Genomic DNA, 17,441 nt, shown 5'->3' with positions numbered 1-17,441 from the left:
TTCCGTTTAAACCTTATTCTCTGTATCCTTATCCATCTGTGTCCAGAGTGATACTTGTTTGCGAGCATCAGCCAGAATAGCCATTAGTTCTTCTGTGCGAGCTGGGTTTCTTATTAATTGTTTCTTAGCATGATGAAGCTCCTGTTCCCACTTATCCAACTCGTCTCTCAGCATTTTAAATTCCTCTGATTGCTTCCAAGCCAGACGGTGCCGCCACTCACTCCAAAATTGATCCGATTCCAGTCCCAAATCCTGAACGTATTTGATTCCATTTTCATTTAAGAAATAAACCTTTTTATCTTTTTGTTCATCAATATCAATTAGCCCTTTGTCATGTAATTCTTGAAGCGCCGGATATACAGTTCCTGCACTAGGACTATATAATCCCTCTGCTCTCTCTTCTAATTGCTTAATTATTTGATAACCATGCATCTGCTCAATACGAAGAAGCTGAAGAATCGCTAATTGAATACGACCTACCCTGTCTCCCCGTTTATGTCTATGATTGCGATGCTGCGACATATTGTAATCCCCTTTTAGTTTTATTACGAATAATAATAATCGATATATCGAAAATAAACAATCGATATTATTTGATTTCCCCGAAAAATTTATTACAGGCTACACAACAAAAAAACACCACCTAAAGAAGGCAGTGTCTGAGAGAACATCCGTGGTAATTGTAAACAATCCACAAAGTTGTTCGGTTGTTCGGCAGCAAATTTCAGTAATCATTTCATATAAAAAGGTTCATCGAATCGGAAATACGTTCTTTACCGCCTCCACGATTTCCCCCACCATTAGATAAACACGATACAAAGGTGTACTTTGCAATATCGAATATTTGTTGCCACCATCGACATTAACAATTGCCGCGATTGTATAATCGCCTATCGCAGGCAGCTGCTTGCCAAGTGATTTTCCCGGCTCCAATGGCTGATTGGAAACCTGATAGCTAGCTAATGAAGCCGGTTGTCCAAGACAAGCGTCAATAGCAATGACTAGCTTTCCTTGAGGCAGCGCACTCAATCGCTCCTTAATATTCCCAGCATCCAATGGGGACTTGAGCGTTCCGATCACATGCGGATAACCTGCATCCTCTAGCATCATACCGACAAGCGGTCCCAACGCATCTCCAGTCGAGCGGTCTGTTCCGACGCACAGAAACAGTAAATCATCCACATCCACTCCAAGCTGCCGTATCGTCTGCAGAAAATCAGCCAACTCCGCTCCCTTGATTCTTTTGCGAAAAACCTGATTTCCTTCTCCAATACCGCCCTTATCGCCGACTACATCCTTATTCATCATCCGCTCCCCCCTGTTTTCCTCTCAATATGGCGCCGGACAGCTCGAACAAACGCTTAGCTTACTTATTGTAGCACAGCCACAGAAGGATTTGTCGTCCTGTCGCAGCACATGATATAATGCCAAAAAAGCAATTCTGGGAGGGTACACCTATGCTAGTACTCCAACTGCTGGCCATCGTCACCATATCCTATTGGTTATATATGCTTTGGGATACATACCGTTCTCGTGAGCTTATGCTGCATCTGCCACATAGCGTGAAAGAAGACCATAAGGATGAAGAAGCTCTGGCCTCAAACGTAGTTTTTATAAGCAAAGCAAGACAGCAGCGCCAAGTGAAGGCGGACCATGAATTCCCCCTTGTTTCCGTCGTAATCGCTGCAAAAGAAGAAGAAGCATCCATTGCGGAGACAGTTAAGCATCTGCTGAATCAAACGTATCCCCGGCTAGAAATTATCGCCGTAAATGACCGATCTCAAGACGATACCGGACGCAAGCTGGAAGAGCTGCGTAAATGGTCGGAGGGCCGACAGCATATTCCGGTTCCGCTGCGGATCATTCATGTTACCTCGCTACCCGCAGGCTGGATAGGTAAGAATCATGCTCTATATCAAGGGTATCAGCAGGCACGTGGACAATATATTTTATTCACAGACGCTGATGTACTGTTTCAACCTACTACCATAGCTGATTCCATCCACTATATGAAGGAACATAGTGTTGACCATCTAACCCTAGCTCCTGATATGAATGTACGCGGCTTCTGGCTGCGGGCATTCGTGCAATACTTTTTCTTTACCTTCAGCTTGTATATGAGGCCTTGGCGGGCCAATATCGACAACCAGCAAAAGCATGGTATGGGCGTGGGCGCTTTTAATCTGATGACACGTAAGGCTTACGAGGACATCGGAACCCACAAAGCATTCGCGCTGCGCCCCGATGATGATCTGCAGCTGGGGATACGTGTCAAGCAAGCCGGGCTGCGTCAACGACTTGCCTCAGGTAGAGAACATATCGCGGTTGAATGGTATTCCTCATTGGGCGAGGCCATCCGGGGCTTAGAGAAAAACTTATTTTCCGGCTTTCATTACCGTATCCGTCTAGCAGCATTCGGTGTATTGGGACAGCTCCTGATGTTCCTTTTCCCCTTTATTGCCGTCTTTATTTTGAGTGGTTGGGCCTTGTGGCTGTATATCGGCTCCATCCTAATCCTCCTCGTTGTATACCTGCGTCTCATCAGTTCCTTAATTGGGCATAATGGCAAAGAAATAATAGCTCTGCCGCTCACCGTCTGTTTACTATGCTATATCATCGTCCGTTCCGTCTGGCTGACGCTCCGACAGGGCGGTATTTATTGGCGCGGTACGTTTTATCCGTTGGACGAGCTTAAGAAAATGGGATAGCTTCACAAAAGTTTAACACTAGCAAAGGATATGCTATTATAGAATATACATATAGCGTATAAGGCACTTAATAGTTGATCTGTCTTTCGCTGTACTTTTACTTATTTAAAAGGAGAGAACCGCCATGACATTCTCATGCAAACGATTTTCTTATGTAACAGGCGCCACCTTGATAACGTTTGTTCTCGTAGTAACTTATCAGGTCCTACAGACTATGAATTAATAAAGAATCGGAAGCCCTGCGGGTCTCCGCCATACTAACACGGTATATACCGTGTTTTTTTATTTCCTCGTACAAGCATCCTAGCCTTTAGTCCAGTTCAAATCAGGACCACAGACAGTTGAACCTCATATCCCAAAATATGTATGATGTTTTTAGTGAATTGTATATGAGGAGGAAATAATAATGATCGTGCAAATAACCGCCTTGGTTCAGGAGAAATTCCTGTTTCTAAATAAATTTTTACGCTCGCCCAAAGATGTAGGCAGTATTACTCCAAGCTCCAAATATTTAGCACAAGCTCTAACTAGAAGCATCCCATGGGACAACGTAAAAGCAGTTGCAGAGCTTGGCTCAGGAACGGGCCCTGTAACCAAACAAATTCAAATCGCTGCAAAGGAAAATACCCGGATTTTATTATTTGAAAAAGAGCCCGTCTTGAGAAAGCAGCTGGCCCGGCAATATCCGGAATATCACTGTCATCCTGATGCCAGTAATATTCAAGAAGCTCTTAGTACGGAGGGAATCGAGCAGCTGGATGCTATTATAAGCGGACTTCCTTTTTTCAACTTTCCGGAGGAGCTGCGCATGCGGCTGATGGATGAGATTGTAGCATCTCTTAAGCCTGATGGACTCTTTGTTGCTTTTCAGTATTCTTTACAGATGAAACAGCTGTTGAGCCAATATTTTCATATTGAGCAAATTAAGGTTGTCCCATTTAATCTGCCACCTGCGTTTGTATATGTTTGCCGTAAGAGGGAGTTGGGTTAGAATGAACTACGATATGCTGCTGTCTATGATTGGACAGTATGGTTACGCGGCATTGTTTTTTGCTTTGTGGTTAGGCATTGTTGGTATGCCAGTTCCCGATGAGGTTATAGTGATGACCGGAGGAGCCGTGACAGCTAACGGGATACTGCAGGTTGTCCCCGCTTTTATTGTGACTTATTTGGGTGTTATCTCTGGACTAAGCCTTGGCTACGTACTGGGTAGATTTATTGGTAAGCCGGTCATTGAGAAGCTGAAGCGAAAGAAGAAGATGGAGAAGTATTTAATAGCGTCAGAAAACCTGATAGAGAAATATGGAAGCTTCGCCTTAGTTATCAGCTATTTCCTCCCAGTGGTTAGGCATGTTGTGCCTTATATTGTCGGTCTTAACAAGATGACGTTCCCTCGTTATGCCCTCCTTTCCTATTCGACCGGATTCGTTTGGACTTTAGTTTTCTTTACTGCTGGCCGGTTATTCGGCGATTATATCGATGAGCTAGGCGCCCTTATCCATCAGCATGCATTTAAAATAATATGGCTGCCGATTGTGTTATTGGCCATTTTCATGATCGTCAAGCTATACGGAAAATACAAGAATAAAGCGGCAAGCCTAAGCTAGCCGCTGTTGAACAGAGAGCTGAAATTTATTGGAGGGCGCAGGCCCTCTTCTTTGCTGGTTCAGCTCTCCCTCCATCATGTTACAAACGCGGGCTATCGTATATGAATAGACACAATGAAAACCCTGATCTCTGTTAAAGCTCTCCGTTTTGTAGCCCTTGTAAGTTCTATTGGTGAAAATCAATGCGGACGCTTATTTACAATGAGGTAATCGCTCCAGCTTCAAAAGCTTTACCATCTCCCCAGTCAATGCATCTAACGGGTTACCAATTCGAATATTTCCTGCTAATGATACTTGCACAGCTGCAGGCAGCATAGATAGTTGGATAGCCCATAATTGATGTTGAGGATACTGAACAACTAACCGTTCCAGCCCTGTCGACACCAATTCAGTATAGGCCCGCCTTTTCCCCATCATAATTAATTGGAATGCATTATCAAGTAAATGAATGTGCACCTGCGGTGCTTTCCCTACTCTCTGGGCGTATCGCTGCACTCTGCTCATCGTACCTTCCACAGTCGCCGGATTGGTGAACACGAGCAGCTGTGGCTCATCACTGGTGCATATCTGAGCAAGCATAGGATCATCAATTTTGATAACAGGAACCGGAAGCGTTCGCTCCAGCTCCTCTGTTAGGTTAGCAGTAAAATAGGTGCATGTAACCAAGATCGCATCCACATGACTAGATGCGATCCACCCCAGCATGTCAGCGATTTTACGCTGTCCTCTCTCAGTTGAGAAGTCGGCGTCCCCTTTTAGTCTGTCTAATCCCGGATCTACAAAATGGATCAGCTCCGTATCGTAAGGCTCTAAAGCTTGTTGAATATAATCAATATTCGAATAATGAGCATGATAGCATCCAATTCTTCGGGTCATTGCTATTCAACCTCCTTTATTATTGCAAAGGGATTATGGCTAAGGATTTGACCCAGCCTTAGGTGGGATAGGCGGTATAATCACAGGTGATTTTGGTGCGATTTCCTTCCCGTCCTTACTGCCATACGTCGCTTCACCTACACTATTGCCACCGGGATCAGCTGCGCCATTCCCATCTTTATTTGGGCGATCTTCCGACTTAGTCTGGCTGCCCCCTCCCTTGCCTGTACTGGTGCCTGCAGCATTTCCAGTTCCAGTTCCCGCGCCTGAGCTCGAATTGCCTTTTCCGCTCGAACCCCCGCTTGCTCCCGTGCCGCTTCCCTTACTGCTGCTGGAGCCGGAGCCTGGAACCGATTCTTTCCCATTTCCGCTACCTGTACCCAAACCGGCCGCAGCTTTATCTTCACCGACCACAGCTGCTCCCTTATCCCCTAGCTGTTTCTTTAAAGCAGCCCGTGCCAGCTCTAATTCCTCATCCTTAACGATTATGTAAGGGCTCTCCCATTCTCCATCCAAATGTACATAGTTTACATCCGATGGAGAAATATCAAAATAAGTCGTCATCAAATCTCTAATCTGGGAAGCAGGCACATCCGTCTTCATATGGCTTCCGACGGTTTCAATGATTTGTCCCAGCTTAGTTACGCCACCCGTGCTTTTCAGTGAACTCATTAGCTGGTTCAACACCTGCTGTTGCCTTTGGTTCCGAGCCAAATCGCTTGAATCATCTGTATTCCGGTTAGACTTACGGTAACGCACAAAATCCAGCGTCTGCTTGCCGCTTAGCTTAGCTATCCCTTTTTTCAAATTAATATCAGTTCCGTCTTCATCATCCACATAGCGCATGTCCATATCTACATTGATCGTTAAACCGCCCATCAGGTCAACAACCTGACGAAAACCATCGAAATCTATGGTTACCATATAATCGATTGGAACGCCCATAAAGTCGCTAAACACTTTTTTCGTCTCTACAAATGCGCTATTCTTTTCCGCGTTATTAAAATAGGGATAATAATAGTTAGCTTTTCGTGACGGAAGGCCTTTGGGCGCCATCTGTAAGTCTCTCGGCAGGGAGACAAGGGTAGCGGAGTGCTGCTCAGGGTTCACTGTGACCACCATAATAACATCTGAGTTCAAACTTCCGGATTCCGGGCGATAATCAATGCCCATCATCAGCAGCGTAAGCGGCTTCACCTTTGCTGACTGCTCTACTGGCACCACCTCCGGCGTTCCGATTTTATCTATCGCTACTGTGGTTGTTTCGTATATGTTATAAGCGTAAATACCAACAGTTGCAGCAATAGCAACTGCGCTGGCTAACGTAATTTTTAGAATTATTTTTTTCATCGAATTCCCTCGTTTCTTTCTAAATCGATGGTTACGATTATAAACGGTTTAATTTGCTGAAAGGTTACAGTTTCTTTACATTTCTTCCTATATCGACAATTTTTGTCTATTTCGTGGCTAAGACCTAAACATATCTGGAGTTACAACAGTCTTAAATAAGCTCTGAACATCATTCGACGACATTCAAGATGCTGCAAAATGCTGAGGAAAATTGGAAAATCCAACTTAATATTTCTCGGGAAATAATGTAAAATATCGACAGGCCAGCGGTAAGGTGCTGCTAGCTCCCCTGTTTCCGCCACTTCGCTGTTTAAATCAACGTAAGCAGCATGCCTCCAGCAGCGGCAGCAACAACGACAATCCAAGGCGCCAGCTTCCAATAAATAAGCGCACCAAATAACGCTAGCGCCAAGCCAAAATCGCCAGGTGTCCGCACCGCACTCACCCATACCGGATCATATAGGGCTGCCAACAAAATACCGACGACAGATGCATTAATACCTAATAAAGCACCCCTGACCTGTGGCTGCTTCCGAAGCATTTCCCAGAAAGGAATTGCGCCCATGACAAGCAGGAAAGCAGGAAGGAAGATCGCAACTGTAGCCACAGCTGCACCGCCCCAGCCATGAATAACGAAGCCCAGATAGGATGCGAACGTTGATAACGGGCCCGGAATCGCTTGCGTCGCTCCGTAACCTGCAAGGAATTGCTCTTGACTCATCCAACCGGAAGGTACGACTTCCTTTTCAAGCAAAGGCAGCATTACATGCCCGCCGCCAAATACTAGCGAACCGGATCGGTAGAAGCTGTCGAAAATAGCAACCCACTGAGACGGATAAATAGATCGAAGCAACGGCAGCAATATCAATAAGCCAAAAAATGCAAGCAAACAGCAGATGGCGAGTTCTTTATGTTTGGAGGGGGGAGCTGCTAGCAGAACATGTGCATTGCCACTGCTCCCAGCAGCATTCTTATATAACCATGAACCGAGTATGCCTGCTGCTGCAATAAGCGCAATTTGAATAAGCGCCGAGTTGAAAAGCAGCATCGTCATGCAAGTTAAAATCGCTATCGTCGCTCTGCTCCGGTCAGGTATCAGGTTTTTCCCCATACCCCACACCGCTTGAGCAACAATCGCTACTGCCGCTAGCTTGAGCCCGTGAATCCATCCCGTGCTACCAACATCCAAGCCTTGGCACAAGTATGCGAACAAAGCCAAGCCTACTGCCGAAGGCAAGGTAAACCCTAACCATGCCAGAATAGCGCCAATCACGCCTCCTCGCATGTAGCCAATTCCCATTCCTACCTGACTGCTAGCCGGACCTGGGAGAAACTGGCATAATGCTACCAAATCAGCGTAGCTTCGTTCATCGATCCACTTACGCCTCTTCACATATTCCTCATGAAAGTAGCCTAGATGGGCAACGGGCCCTCCGAAGGAGGTCAATCCCAATTGAAAAGATACTTTTAGTATTTCAAATAATGAAGTTCTGCTACTCAAGCTCACACCGCCTCTACTACGAATCGATATTAGCTTACCATCCCTATTTAACCAGGTAAACTGAAATCTACCCTTCTGCAGTTTTAAAAGTACCTGCAACATGAAAAAATATGAATGTACTGATTAACAAAAGCAATCAACCCATATGGACGCCCTTAGCGGTTTGCAAGTAAATCGTTATCACTGACCTCTATGCACGAACGCTGATTTATTGTCTTACCACATATTGACGTACTTCCTGCATCTGGTAACATACGAATTCGATCTTACAATCTGAATCCGAGAGGTCATCAGGTGTCCTATTAAATAACCATGCTGCATCCACGAAGGTGAATTGGATAATAGCGGAAGAATGCTCGTTTTTAACCGAACAAAATTACCACAAATTATGATAAAATAAATCAATCTGTTCGTTAAATCCAGGAGGTCATTCATGCTTTCCTTCGTTCGCCATATTGTTTCCTCTTTCCTGCAGTACAAACTCCAGACCACCCTTCTATTAGCTGCCCTTCTGGTTGAGCTAGCTTACGAAACATTCATGCCATTAAGCTTTAAATTTATTATTGATATGGCCATTGTCCCTCACCAATATTCGTATCTCGTTGTTATCCTTTGTATTATGGTGTTCATTGCCCTCGCTTCAGTAATTATTGGCCTCTACCGCGACCGCATGTTCGCAGGACTAGGTTCCCGCATTGTTACGGATTATTATAGACAGCTGTTCGGGAAGCTGCAGAACCTGTCCACTGATTTTTACCACCGAATTAACGGCGGGGACATCGTTTCACGGTTCAATAATGACTTGATATCCATAGATACCTTCATTATGTTGATCCCTTATGCTCTATTATCAATATTGGGTCTTATTTTGAACGTAACAGTGCTTTTCTTCTTGCAATGGCAGCTTGCACTGCTAGCTGTTATCGGTCTCCCTCTATGCTTGATTGGACCCAAATTATTCGGCCAGAAAGCCTATGACGCGAGCTACATGCTCAAAGAAGAGCAAGCTAACATTGCGACAGTCGTTCAGGAAAATGTAAGCGCCCAGCCCGTCATTAAAGCATTTGGCCTGCAGCAGCTATTTATACGGCGCTTTGATGATCGTATCGCCAATTACAGAACCCTATCCAGCCGCTCCAGCTTTTCAAACTTCGTAATAGACCGCACGACAAATATGGGTACGATGCTTCTCAACCTCATGACTATTTGCGCTGGGTCGGTTCTTGCTTTTTTCGGATTTCTCTCCGTTGGATCACTGCTCGCATTCAGTGCTATCCTTATTAGCCTTAGCTATTTGGTAGCAGCTATCACTTGGCTCGCTCCCCAGTTTATTCAAGCCACTTCCGGGATGCAGCGTGTTCGTGAGCTTCTAGATGAGCAGCCAAGTGTTGCCGATAACGAAATGGCCAGTAGTCTACAGCACTTTGAACGTGAAATTGAGTTTCGCAATGTCATATTTGGTTATACTCCCGAACAACGAAACCTCAATAGTATCAGCCTTACAATTCCAAAAGGAACTTATGCCGCTTTTGTCGGGGCCAGTGGATCCGGTAAAAGCACAATTATTAATTTACTGATGCGCTTTTATGATCCACAGCAAGGATCTGTACTTTACGACGGAACCAACATACGCGAGATCACGCTGCAATCACTTCGTTCGCAAATCGGAATTGTGTTTCAGGAAAGCTTCCTTTTCCGGTCATCTATTATGGAAAATATACGGCTAGGCAAGCCTGAAGCCAGTGATGAGGAAGTTATCCATGCGGCACGTTCGGCAGAAATACATGATTTCATCATGAGTCTTCCGGACGGATACGAAACTGATGTTGGCGAGCGGGGTGGACGTCTGTCCGGTGGGCAGCGGCAGCGTGTTGCGATAGCCCGAGCTATTATTCGTAATCCAGCTATTCTTATTCTGGATGAAGCTACCTCTGCACTAGATCCGGCTACAGAAGCAGCGATAAACATGACACTAAAACGCTTAACCGCCACGAGGACCGTTATATCCGTAACGCATCGTCTCGCTTCAGCTGAACATGCTGATTGTATTTATGTACTTCATCAAGGGGAAATTGCGGAGCTAGGCTCACACCAACAATTACTGGAGCTATCTGGCGGACGTTACAAGCAATCGTGGCAAAAGCAGACCGGGTTTGAGATCAGTGAAGATGGCTATCATGTGGAGGTTAGTGCGGAACGACTTAAATTATTCCCTATTTTTTCTGATATGGATGATTCCTTCCTACAGAAGATTTCCCATTTTTTTGCTACTGAATCCTATGCCAAAGATCGGACAATTATCCATGAGGGAGACTCGGGCGATAAGTTCTACGTCATAGTAAGGGGAAAAGTCGAAGTATTGAAGAAGGACGAGTTCGGAGAAAGCAAACGGGTAGCCATACTATCAGACGGGGACTTTTTCGGGGAAGTGGCTTTGCTCCACAACATTCCCCGTACCGCAACCATACATACTCAGACACCTGTAGTGTTTATTACGCTGCAGCGTGAATTTTTTCAAGACCTAATTAAACAAGTACCTCATTTAACTTCCATAATGGAAGCACGATCAAAATAAATCTCGCGAATGGAGTCGAGTAGTATGTTCTGTCTTGACGCGATTTCCACTTTATCCCTAAACTCAGGTCGAATCAGAGGAGCTAACGGTTGCTCGACCTCATTATAATGACGGAAAGCTTCAAGTGCCTGAGCATCCCATAAATCTGCGAATTGAAGTAGATCGCCAGGCATGACTCTGGATCTGTCGGTCCCCTCTTCAGGTAAACAATCAAACGGTTCATCCACGTTAAGCGAGCCATAGTCATCCGTTAATTGTTCCCCGGGATATATATCACGGATGGCAATTTCAACTTCATAAGCGGTTCCGATACAGTTGGCGTGGAAGCTGTGATTGACATAGCGGCCGTTATCCCAGCAGAGGATGAACTTCCCATTCTGATTGCGGTAGGAGTATTTTAAAACCAGCTTTTTTCGATCGTCATCCAAGGCATCTACTACCTCCGGATCCAGAATCTGATCCAAATCATCCAATGCCCATGTTAAAGTACCTTTAGGGATAAACTGGGTAGCAAATACTCCAAAACCTATCAACTCATCAATATAACGCAATTCCGTATGTGGATGCATCATGGTCAGACCCTCCTTGTCGATAAAAGGATATTTTGTATTTTTATATAATATTATCGATTCATATGTCGATTCCTGCCTCTTTCAAAAGGTGAATATATAAATATTTTAAGAAGCTGAATAAGCAGCCACTTGATTAGCTCAGCGACGTAATTAAAAGCAGCTTTCTACCAATAATCGAATGATTCAGCTCCGCTAAAAAACAAATAAATTATGATATTAGAACAAAAAAACCCGAAGCTGCCGAGAAAAACGGCAATCCGGGTTTTTGGAAAATTGCGAAGCTCTTAGTTTTTAGCTTCAGAATAAAGCCAGGCAAGCCGATGAGGCATGGCACAACCATAAATTATGCGCTATCCGCATCTTGATCAGCTTAACGAACCTGCTTCGGCTGATGCGTGTTACCGCTGACAACATCGATCGACTGACTCGCTTGAGTCAATTGTTCCTGTACCTGCAGCAGCTCCTGGCGATTGGAGTCGTTGAGATGCGAGTTCAATTCGCTTTGAGCCTGCTGCACGGCTCGCTGTGCTGTCTCCAGCTTCTGAATAGAGCTGGCGAGCTTCTCAGGGTTGGACTCCAGCTGAGCGTGGCGAACCGCCATTTCCGCATCCTCAGCGATCTGTATGGCTTTCTCCGCATCATCGATTATGTGCTGCAGTGGCATTTGATGCTGATTTACATTCGTCATTTCGACACTTCCTCTCAGGTTTTTCAACCATTAAGATGCGCCAAATGAAGCCGTTTCATTCCTCTATTTACTAAATTAACGTATTCTCTCATACGTAACAAATTCGTAATCGTAAGGATTCTTGTCATCCTTGATGCCTTTCACTCTGGAAGCTGCCTTCCATTGCGACTTATCAATCCCCGGCATAAAAGCATCTGTCTCAAACCGGTGGGCTATTTCCGTAATATACAGCCTGTCCGCATGCGGCATGAACAAGCCGTACACCTCAGCCCCGCCGATTACGAACAGCTCTTCATCATCCCCGCCGTTTCCGAACAGCTCCAGCGCCGCTTCAACAGTGTGAACAACCTCGCAGCCCTCAGCGGTAAAGCTGCTGTCCCTCGTCAAAATAACATTACGCCGCTTTGGCAGAGGTCTTCCTCCAATGGAGTCGTAGGTTTTACGACCCATCAGTACGGTATGCCCACTAGTCGTTCTTCTGAAAAAAGCCGAATCCGCAGGCAAGTGCCAAGGCATCTTATTATCGATGCCAATCCCGCCCTGCTCATCGACGGCATAGATCATTGAAATTATCATGCGCCAACCACCCTTCTCCCACTCATTCTAAGACATTAATTTCCCCGTCTCTTTATCTTACCTAAACAGATATCGGCGCCTTAATACTGGCATGGCTCTGATACCCTTCAATAACAAAATCCTCAAATTTGTAGTCAAATATTGAATCTGGCTTTCGACCTATAACCAGCCTAGGCAGCTCATAGGGTTCACGAGTCAGCTGCAGCTTAGCCTGCTCCAAATGATTCATATACAAATGAACGTCGCCGCCGGTCCAGATCAGGTCACCTACATCCAAGTCACATTGCTGCGCCATCATATGAGTCAGCAGCGCGTAGCTCGCCAGATTAAACGGCAACCCAAGAAATGTATCCACAGAGCGCATATTGAATAAGCAAGATAACTTGCCATCAGCAACGTAAAATTGAAACGCATAGTGGCATGGCGGTAAAGCCATATTATCCACCTCTGCTGGATTCCAAGCGACCACAAGGTGACGGCGCGAATCCGGATTACGCTTAATCTGGTCAATCACTTGGCTGATCTGATCGATCTGTTTTCCGTCGGGGGCCGGCCAAGTACGCCATTGCGAACCATATACAGGACCCAAATTGCCTGATTCGTCGGCCCATTCATCCCAGATTGTTACTTTATTTTCCTGAAGATAGCGAATATTCGTATCACCGCTCAGAAACCAGAGCAGCTCGTGGAAAATAGAGCGAACATGCAGTTTTTTCGTTGTTAGTAGAGGGAAACCCTTCGAAAGGTCAACTCGAAATTGCCTGCCGAATACGGAGATTGTGCCTGTTCCAGTACGATCTTCTTTTTTCACACCTTGATCCATAATGTCCTTAAGTAATTCTAAATAAGCTTTCATTAGCCACCTCATCCAAGATAACTCAAGACGCTTCAAAGAAAACAGCATCGTGGTAATAATAAATTTCATTATAACAAATTATTCATTTCCTAGCTTGGGATGTATCCAGGAGATTTATAGGCGATCAAGAAGATAACCAAATAAGGAAAAGATATGCATAAAAAAAGAAGTTCTGTCCCAACCTACAAGGAAGAAAAGGTGGTGAGACTATGAACCGCGCTTCATTGCAAACCTTCGAGCAGGTCTATCAATGTTTAGGGAGCAATGCCGATTTCACATCCAATCTGACTGTATGGCTGGGTCAGAATGTTCGTGTATGCTATCTTGCGTCGCTTGTCGATTTTAAGAAAACGATGGAAGCACTAATTCAATTAGAGATCACTCCAGATACGGACGATTTGTTAAACCATATGCTGCTCACCGTTGGAGGGAAATGCAATTTAGCTGCGGATGATATGGTTCAAGCTCTACTAGATGGAGAGATGGCCCTATTTCTCCATGGAGACAGTGTAAATATCCTTATTGACCCCGTGCATCCGTCTCTGCAAAGAAGCATCTCCGAACCGCAAGGCGAGAATGTACTCCAGTCCTCGTTCGATGCGTTTACAGAGAATCTTGCAACAAACATGGGTCTTATTCGCAAACAATTGAAAAACAAGCATTTGATCATGAAAACCTTCCTTATCGGGACTGACAACCCCTGCACTGTAGGGCTCTTTTATATGGAAAACAAGGCAAATCTGACTGTAATTCAGCAAATAATAACTCGAATGGAAAATAGTAAGAATAAAGAAGCCTACAATATTCAACAATTGATCAAAGTATTGGAATTGCCCCAATATTCCGTTGTGCCTTCATTCATTTCTACAGAATTAACGGCTGAAACGATGCTTAACCTAATGTCCGGCAAAGCCGTTGTCATGATCGACCATTTTCCGATAGCTCTTTCGTTGCCGGTCATTATTACCGACTTTTGGGCCGTCAAAACTGACTCAAACCAGCCTATCTTGTTTATGCTTTTTTTTCGTTTTATTCGGATCTTAGGATTTACTATAGCTCTATTAATGCCTGCATTGTATGTAGCCCTCGTTTCCGTCAATCCCGAGGTGCTTCGTATTGAACTCGCCTTGTCAATAGCAAAGAGCCGTATCGGTGTCCCATATCCTGCGCTGGTTGAAGTGCTGCTCATGCTATTAATTATGGAAATGGTTATTGAAGCTACTATACGTCTGCCCAAAAGCATCGGGCCTACGATAACAATGATCGGAGGGATTATTCTTGGACAGGCCATCGTACAGGCACAATTAGTAAGCAATCTGCTGATCATTATTGTAGCCGCAACTATGATTGCCAATCTAACGCTAGCCGGATTTCAGAACACCGTTTCTATTCGCATGTTGAAATATGTCATCTTATTGTTTGGTTCCATGTACGGAGTAATGGGAATCGCCAGCGGACTCGTATGGCTTGGTCTTTACTTGGCAGGGATTACCACGTACCAGGTTCCTTTTTTGAGCTTTAGCTTAAAGAAAAGTGGTTCGAATGAGTAAATATGCTTTATTCATTGGTTTTTTTCTGTTCCATATCAATCTGTCAGCATTCACTTATCCGAAGTATGCGCTTAGATCAACCTCATCAGGGTTCTGGGAACCTGTGTTATTCTCTTATCTTATTGAAGGGCTATTTCTCTATCTGCTATTAAAAGGATTATTTACTTTTTCCAAAGAGGATCTGATTGATATATTCAAAGAAATGATGGGGAAATGGCTTGCGCGCCTTTTATTGCTTCCGTTTGCCGCTTATTTATTTATCCACCTGACACTTATCCCTCGGTACCATTCAGAAATGCTTGTCATATCCTTTCTTCCCCGATTTCCGTTATGGTCTGTCATGCTTCTTTGGGGTCTTGTCTTTTATAGCGCATCAAAAGGGCCGCTTACCTTCCTTCGGGCAAGTATGCTCTTCAGTATAGTAATTATTCCCCTGATCCTGTTCTCGATTGCTTCCTCAATTCAAAACTGGAACTATCATTACGTCTTCCCACTTGTGAACATGAAGATGGATTTTCTGTCGAATGGGGATTATTATTCCGGTATGATTTCGTTTTTACCCTTTTTATTTCTGGGGATGATTCCAGTCGGGAATTTTCCTGCGCTGCAAAAGAGCCGTTATATGGTTTGGACCTATGCTTGTCTGCTACCATTTCATTTGTTATCTATATATAATCCCATCCTTACGTTCGGTCAAAAGGCCGCTTCCAAATTACAATATCCGATGCTCGCCGTGATGGATAGCGTAGATATCGCTTGGCTTATGTTCGATCGATTGACCTTGTTTTATGTGGTTGCCTCCTTAATGGGCTCGTTTCTATATACCTCGCTTGCAGCCTGGATGTTCGTCAAACTAATTCAAAAGCTCTATGTGCCCTTAAACAGCCGTTGGATCACAGGTTTATTGATGATTGCCGTTTTAGTATGCGGCCTGCTTATTCCTAACTTGGATTGGCTGCAAAATTTAGAACGGTTCCTTTCTGCCATATACCTTTATTGTATGATTGCAATTCCAGCAACTGTATTTATCCTGAGCAAATTCGGAAGGAGGAGCCCAGCTTGAAGCTCAAGAGCTTTGTTTGGCTGACACTCATTTGTTGCTGTACTGCGCTTCTCAGCGGCTGCTGGAATCATAAAGATATAAATAAACGATACTTGCCGGTCGTTATGGCGGTCACTGAGGGAAAAAAAGAAAAATACAGAATATTTCTTCGCATCCCCGATCCGATGGGTAAGAAGCTAAAGGTCATTGAAGCAGAGGCTCAAAGCATTGCCAAGTCGTTTGACATAATGCGAACAAAAGCAGAAGTAGATATCGATTTGATGCATTTAAAATTGATTCTGTTTAGTGAAAACATCGCCAAAAAAGGAATTAGTGACATCGTGGAGTACGCGATTCGTTCACGCGATATTCCTCCCAAGATTTTGGTGGCAACAGTAATGGGAGAACTGGAGCCCTTGATGCATGACCAGAGGACATCAAACGTTGGAGCAACTGAATACGATTTTTTCAGCAAACAAGCCGGGTGGACTCCGAGTATATCTATTGTGCCCTTATGGAAGGTATTTCGCAGTATTAATTCCGACATGGAGGATGTTTCCATACCTATTATCTCCAAAGGAACCGATACACTGTTCAGTTTTCACGGTTCTGCCATGATGCTTAAGGGCCGTATGGTGGAGAAAATATCCTCGGATGAAATGCTAATCTATAATCTGTTCGAAGGAAGGTTTGGTGGATACATTCTAGAAGTGATGAGTGAAACATCCGTCATTGTTGTGAAGTCAAGCGTTTCTAACCATGCCGAATGGAGCCCTGTTCCCAAGCTCACAAGTCACATGAAAATGGATGTGGTTATTCGGGAAAAAAGTGAAGGGCTTAGCGATGAGGATATCAAGAAAGGGCTTGTAAAGCTTATCAGTGATCAATTCAACCAATTGATCAAGAAAACGCAAACAAATAAAGTAGATATTTTTGGGCTTGGGCTATGGTTCAGCAGTCAAATGTCGGAGAAACAAAGAAGCCATTGGAGAGAAGATTGGTTTCCAAAGATGGAGCATCAATTTACAGTTGATGTAAACATACGAGATAGAGGAAATTTGAAGTAACCGGATCCATTCAGAGATGTTTCTTTACATTTTACTCTTTACTTTTGTGGCAGGTTATGATATTTTAAATTTCGATATATATAGAAATAATGTCACAGGTTGGAGTGAAGAAGTTATGATGGTTGAAGATAACGCAGAAGTACGGCAAGCCGTCAAAGTATATAAAGCACTTGGGGAACCAACCCGGCTCAAAATCGCCCTATTACTTACAGAGGAGCAAAATCTGTGCTGCTCTGCAATCGGGGGTAAGCTGGAATCCGTCGCTGGCTCGACACTATCTCATCACCTGAAGCAATTAACAGATTGCGGCCTGCTCGATCTCCGTAAGGATGGAACGTACATTTACTACAGTGTGAACCGTGAAATGGCTCGAAAGTACGCACCTTATTTACTTGAGTCATAAATTTTTTTCGTTGTTATTTCTATATTTTTAGAAATATAAATATATTGGAGTAGAAGAGAGGAGCAGAATA

General features: G+C 44.3%; 17 protein-coding genes. 8 read left to right on the top strand and 9 right to left on the bottom strand.

From position 1 onward, the window contains the following. Positions 1 to 6: 6 nt before the first annotated feature. Both GC093_RS25235 and yyaC read right to left on the bottom strand, forming a co-directional pair. Positions 7 to 522, bottom strand: a complete 516-nt coding sequence (locus GC093_RS25235) for a PadR family transcriptional regulator (protein ID WP_171654681.1) — start codon at positions 520 to 522, stop codon at positions 7 to 9. A 228-nt stretch (positions 523 to 750) separates the two neighbouring features. Beyond that, a complete protein-coding gene (yyaC, locus tag GC093_RS25230) occupies positions 751 to 1,308 on the bottom strand; it encodes a spore protease YyaC (protein WP_246315240.1) in 558 nt (185 codons plus the stop codon). 149 nt (positions 1,309 to 1,457) lie between these two features. Here yyaC and GC093_RS25225 point away from each other — a divergent pair, with 149 nt between their 5' ends. From GC093_RS25225 to GC093_RS25215, 3 genes are all read left to right on the top strand, one after another. Then, positions 1,458 to 2,708, top strand: a complete 1,251-nt coding sequence (locus GC093_RS25225) for a glycosyltransferase family 2 protein (protein ID WP_171654679.1) — start codon at positions 1,458 to 1,460, stop codon at positions 2,706 to 2,708. Between the two features lie 406 nt (positions 2,709 to 3,114). Continuing rightward, positions 3,115 to 3,699: a class I SAM-dependent methyltransferase gene (locus GC093_RS25220; protein ID WP_171654678.1), complete on the top strand. Its 585-nt coding sequence runs from the start codon at positions 3,115 to 3,117 to the stop codon at positions 3,697 to 3,699. Position 3,700: 1 nt separating this feature from the next. Next, positions 3,701 to 4,315, top strand: a complete 615-nt coding sequence (locus tag GC093_RS25215) for a DedA family protein (protein ID WP_171654677.1) — start codon at positions 3,701 to 3,703, stop codon at positions 4,313 to 4,315. 192 nt (positions 4,316 to 4,507) lie between these two features. Here the strand turns inward: GC093_RS25215 and GC093_RS25210 are convergent, their stop codons facing one another. From GC093_RS25210 to GC093_RS25200, 3 genes are all read right to left on the bottom strand, one after another. Next, positions 4,508 to 5,191: an aspartate/glutamate racemase family protein gene (locus tag GC093_RS25210; RefSeq protein WP_171654676.1), complete on the bottom strand. Its 684-nt coding sequence runs from the start codon at positions 5,189 to 5,191 to the stop codon at positions 4,508 to 4,510. A 39-nt stretch (positions 5,192 to 5,230) separates the two neighbouring features. Further along, entirely contained in the window at positions 5,231 to 6,541 is a 1,311-nt protein-coding gene (locus GC093_RS25205) for an LCP family protein (RefSeq protein ID WP_171654675.1), read from the bottom strand. Between the two features lie 310 nt (positions 6,542 to 6,851). Beyond that, complete coding sequence (locus GC093_RS25200) at positions 6,852 to 8,042, bottom strand: chromate transporter (RefSeq protein WP_246315238.1); 1,191 nt, start codon at positions 8,040 to 8,042, stop codon at positions 6,852 to 6,854. 433 nt (positions 8,043 to 8,475) lie between these two features. Here GC093_RS25200 and GC093_RS25195 point away from each other — a divergent pair, with 433 nt between their 5' ends. Beyond that, the gene (locus GC093_RS25195; protein ID WP_171654673.1) at positions 8,476 to 10,617 is read left to right on the top strand and encodes an ATP-binding cassette domain-containing protein; all 2,142 of its coding nucleotides are present in this window, start codon (positions 8,476 to 8,478) and stop codon (positions 10,615 to 10,617) included. Here GC093_RS25195 and GC093_RS25190 read toward each other — a convergent pair. The 4 genes from GC093_RS25190 to thyA form a co-directional block, all read right to left on the bottom strand. Further along, the gene (locus GC093_RS25190; RefSeq protein WP_171654672.1) at positions 10,581 to 11,189 is read right to left on the bottom strand and encodes an SET domain-containing protein; all 609 of its coding nucleotides are present in this window, start codon (positions 11,187 to 11,189) and stop codon (positions 10,581 to 10,583) included. The genes GC093_RS25195 and GC093_RS25190 overlap by 37 nt on opposite strands. Before the next feature lie 370 nt (positions 11,190 to 11,559). Continuing rightward, on the bottom strand, positions 11,560 to 11,877 hold the full coding sequence (locus GC093_RS25185) for a hypothetical protein (RefSeq protein WP_171654671.1): 318 nt from the start codon (positions 11,875 to 11,877) through the stop codon (positions 11,560 to 11,562). A 75-nt stretch (positions 11,878 to 11,952) separates the two neighbouring features. Continuing rightward, positions 11,953 to 12,453, bottom strand: a complete 501-nt coding sequence (locus GC093_RS25180; RefSeq protein ID WP_171654670.1) for a dihydrofolate reductase — start codon at positions 12,451 to 12,453, stop codon at positions 11,953 to 11,955. Positions 12,454 to 12,514: 61 nt separating this feature from the next. Next, entirely contained in the window at positions 12,515 to 13,309 is a 795-nt protein-coding gene (gene thyA / locus GC093_RS25175; RefSeq protein ID WP_171654669.1) for a thymidylate synthase, read from the bottom strand. 209 nt (positions 13,310 to 13,518) lie between these two features. Between thyA and GC093_RS25170 the strand changes: the two genes are divergently transcribed. The 4 genes from GC093_RS25170 (at position 13,519) to GC093_RS25155 (ending at position 17,371) form a co-directional block, all read left to right on the top strand. Beyond that, a complete protein-coding gene (locus GC093_RS25170) occupies positions 13,519 to 14,859 on the top strand; it encodes a spore germination protein (protein ID WP_171654668.1) in 1,341 nt (446 codons plus the stop codon). After that, on the top strand, positions 14,852 to 15,922 hold the full coding sequence (locus GC093_RS25165; RefSeq protein ID WP_171654667.1) for a GerAB/ArcD/ProY family transporter: 1,071 nt from the start codon (positions 14,852 to 14,854) through the stop codon (positions 15,920 to 15,922). Before GC093_RS25170 ends, GC093_RS25165 begins: the two co-directional genes overlap by 8 nt. Next, positions 15,919 to 16,968, top strand: a complete 1,050-nt coding sequence (locus GC093_RS25160; protein ID WP_171654666.1) for a Ger(x)C family spore germination protein — start codon at positions 15,919 to 15,921, stop codon at positions 16,966 to 16,968. Before GC093_RS25165 ends, GC093_RS25160 begins: the two co-directional genes overlap by 4 nt. A 118-nt stretch (positions 16,969 to 17,086) precedes the next feature. Then, the gene (locus GC093_RS25155) at positions 17,087 to 17,371 is read left to right on the top strand and encodes an ArsR/SmtB family transcription factor (protein ID WP_171654695.1); all 285 of its coding nucleotides are present in this window, start codon (positions 17,087 to 17,089) and stop codon (positions 17,369 to 17,371) included. Positions 17,372 to 17,441 lie beyond the last annotated feature (70 nt).

The sequence above is a fragment of the Paenibacillus foliorum genome (assembly GCF_013141765.1).
GTDB lineage: Bacteria > Bacillota > Bacilli > Paenibacillales > NBRC-103111 > Paenibacillus_S > Paenibacillus_S foliorum.
Note: the sequence above shows the minus strand (reverse complement) of the source record. Positions and strands in the feature narration are given on the sequence as shown.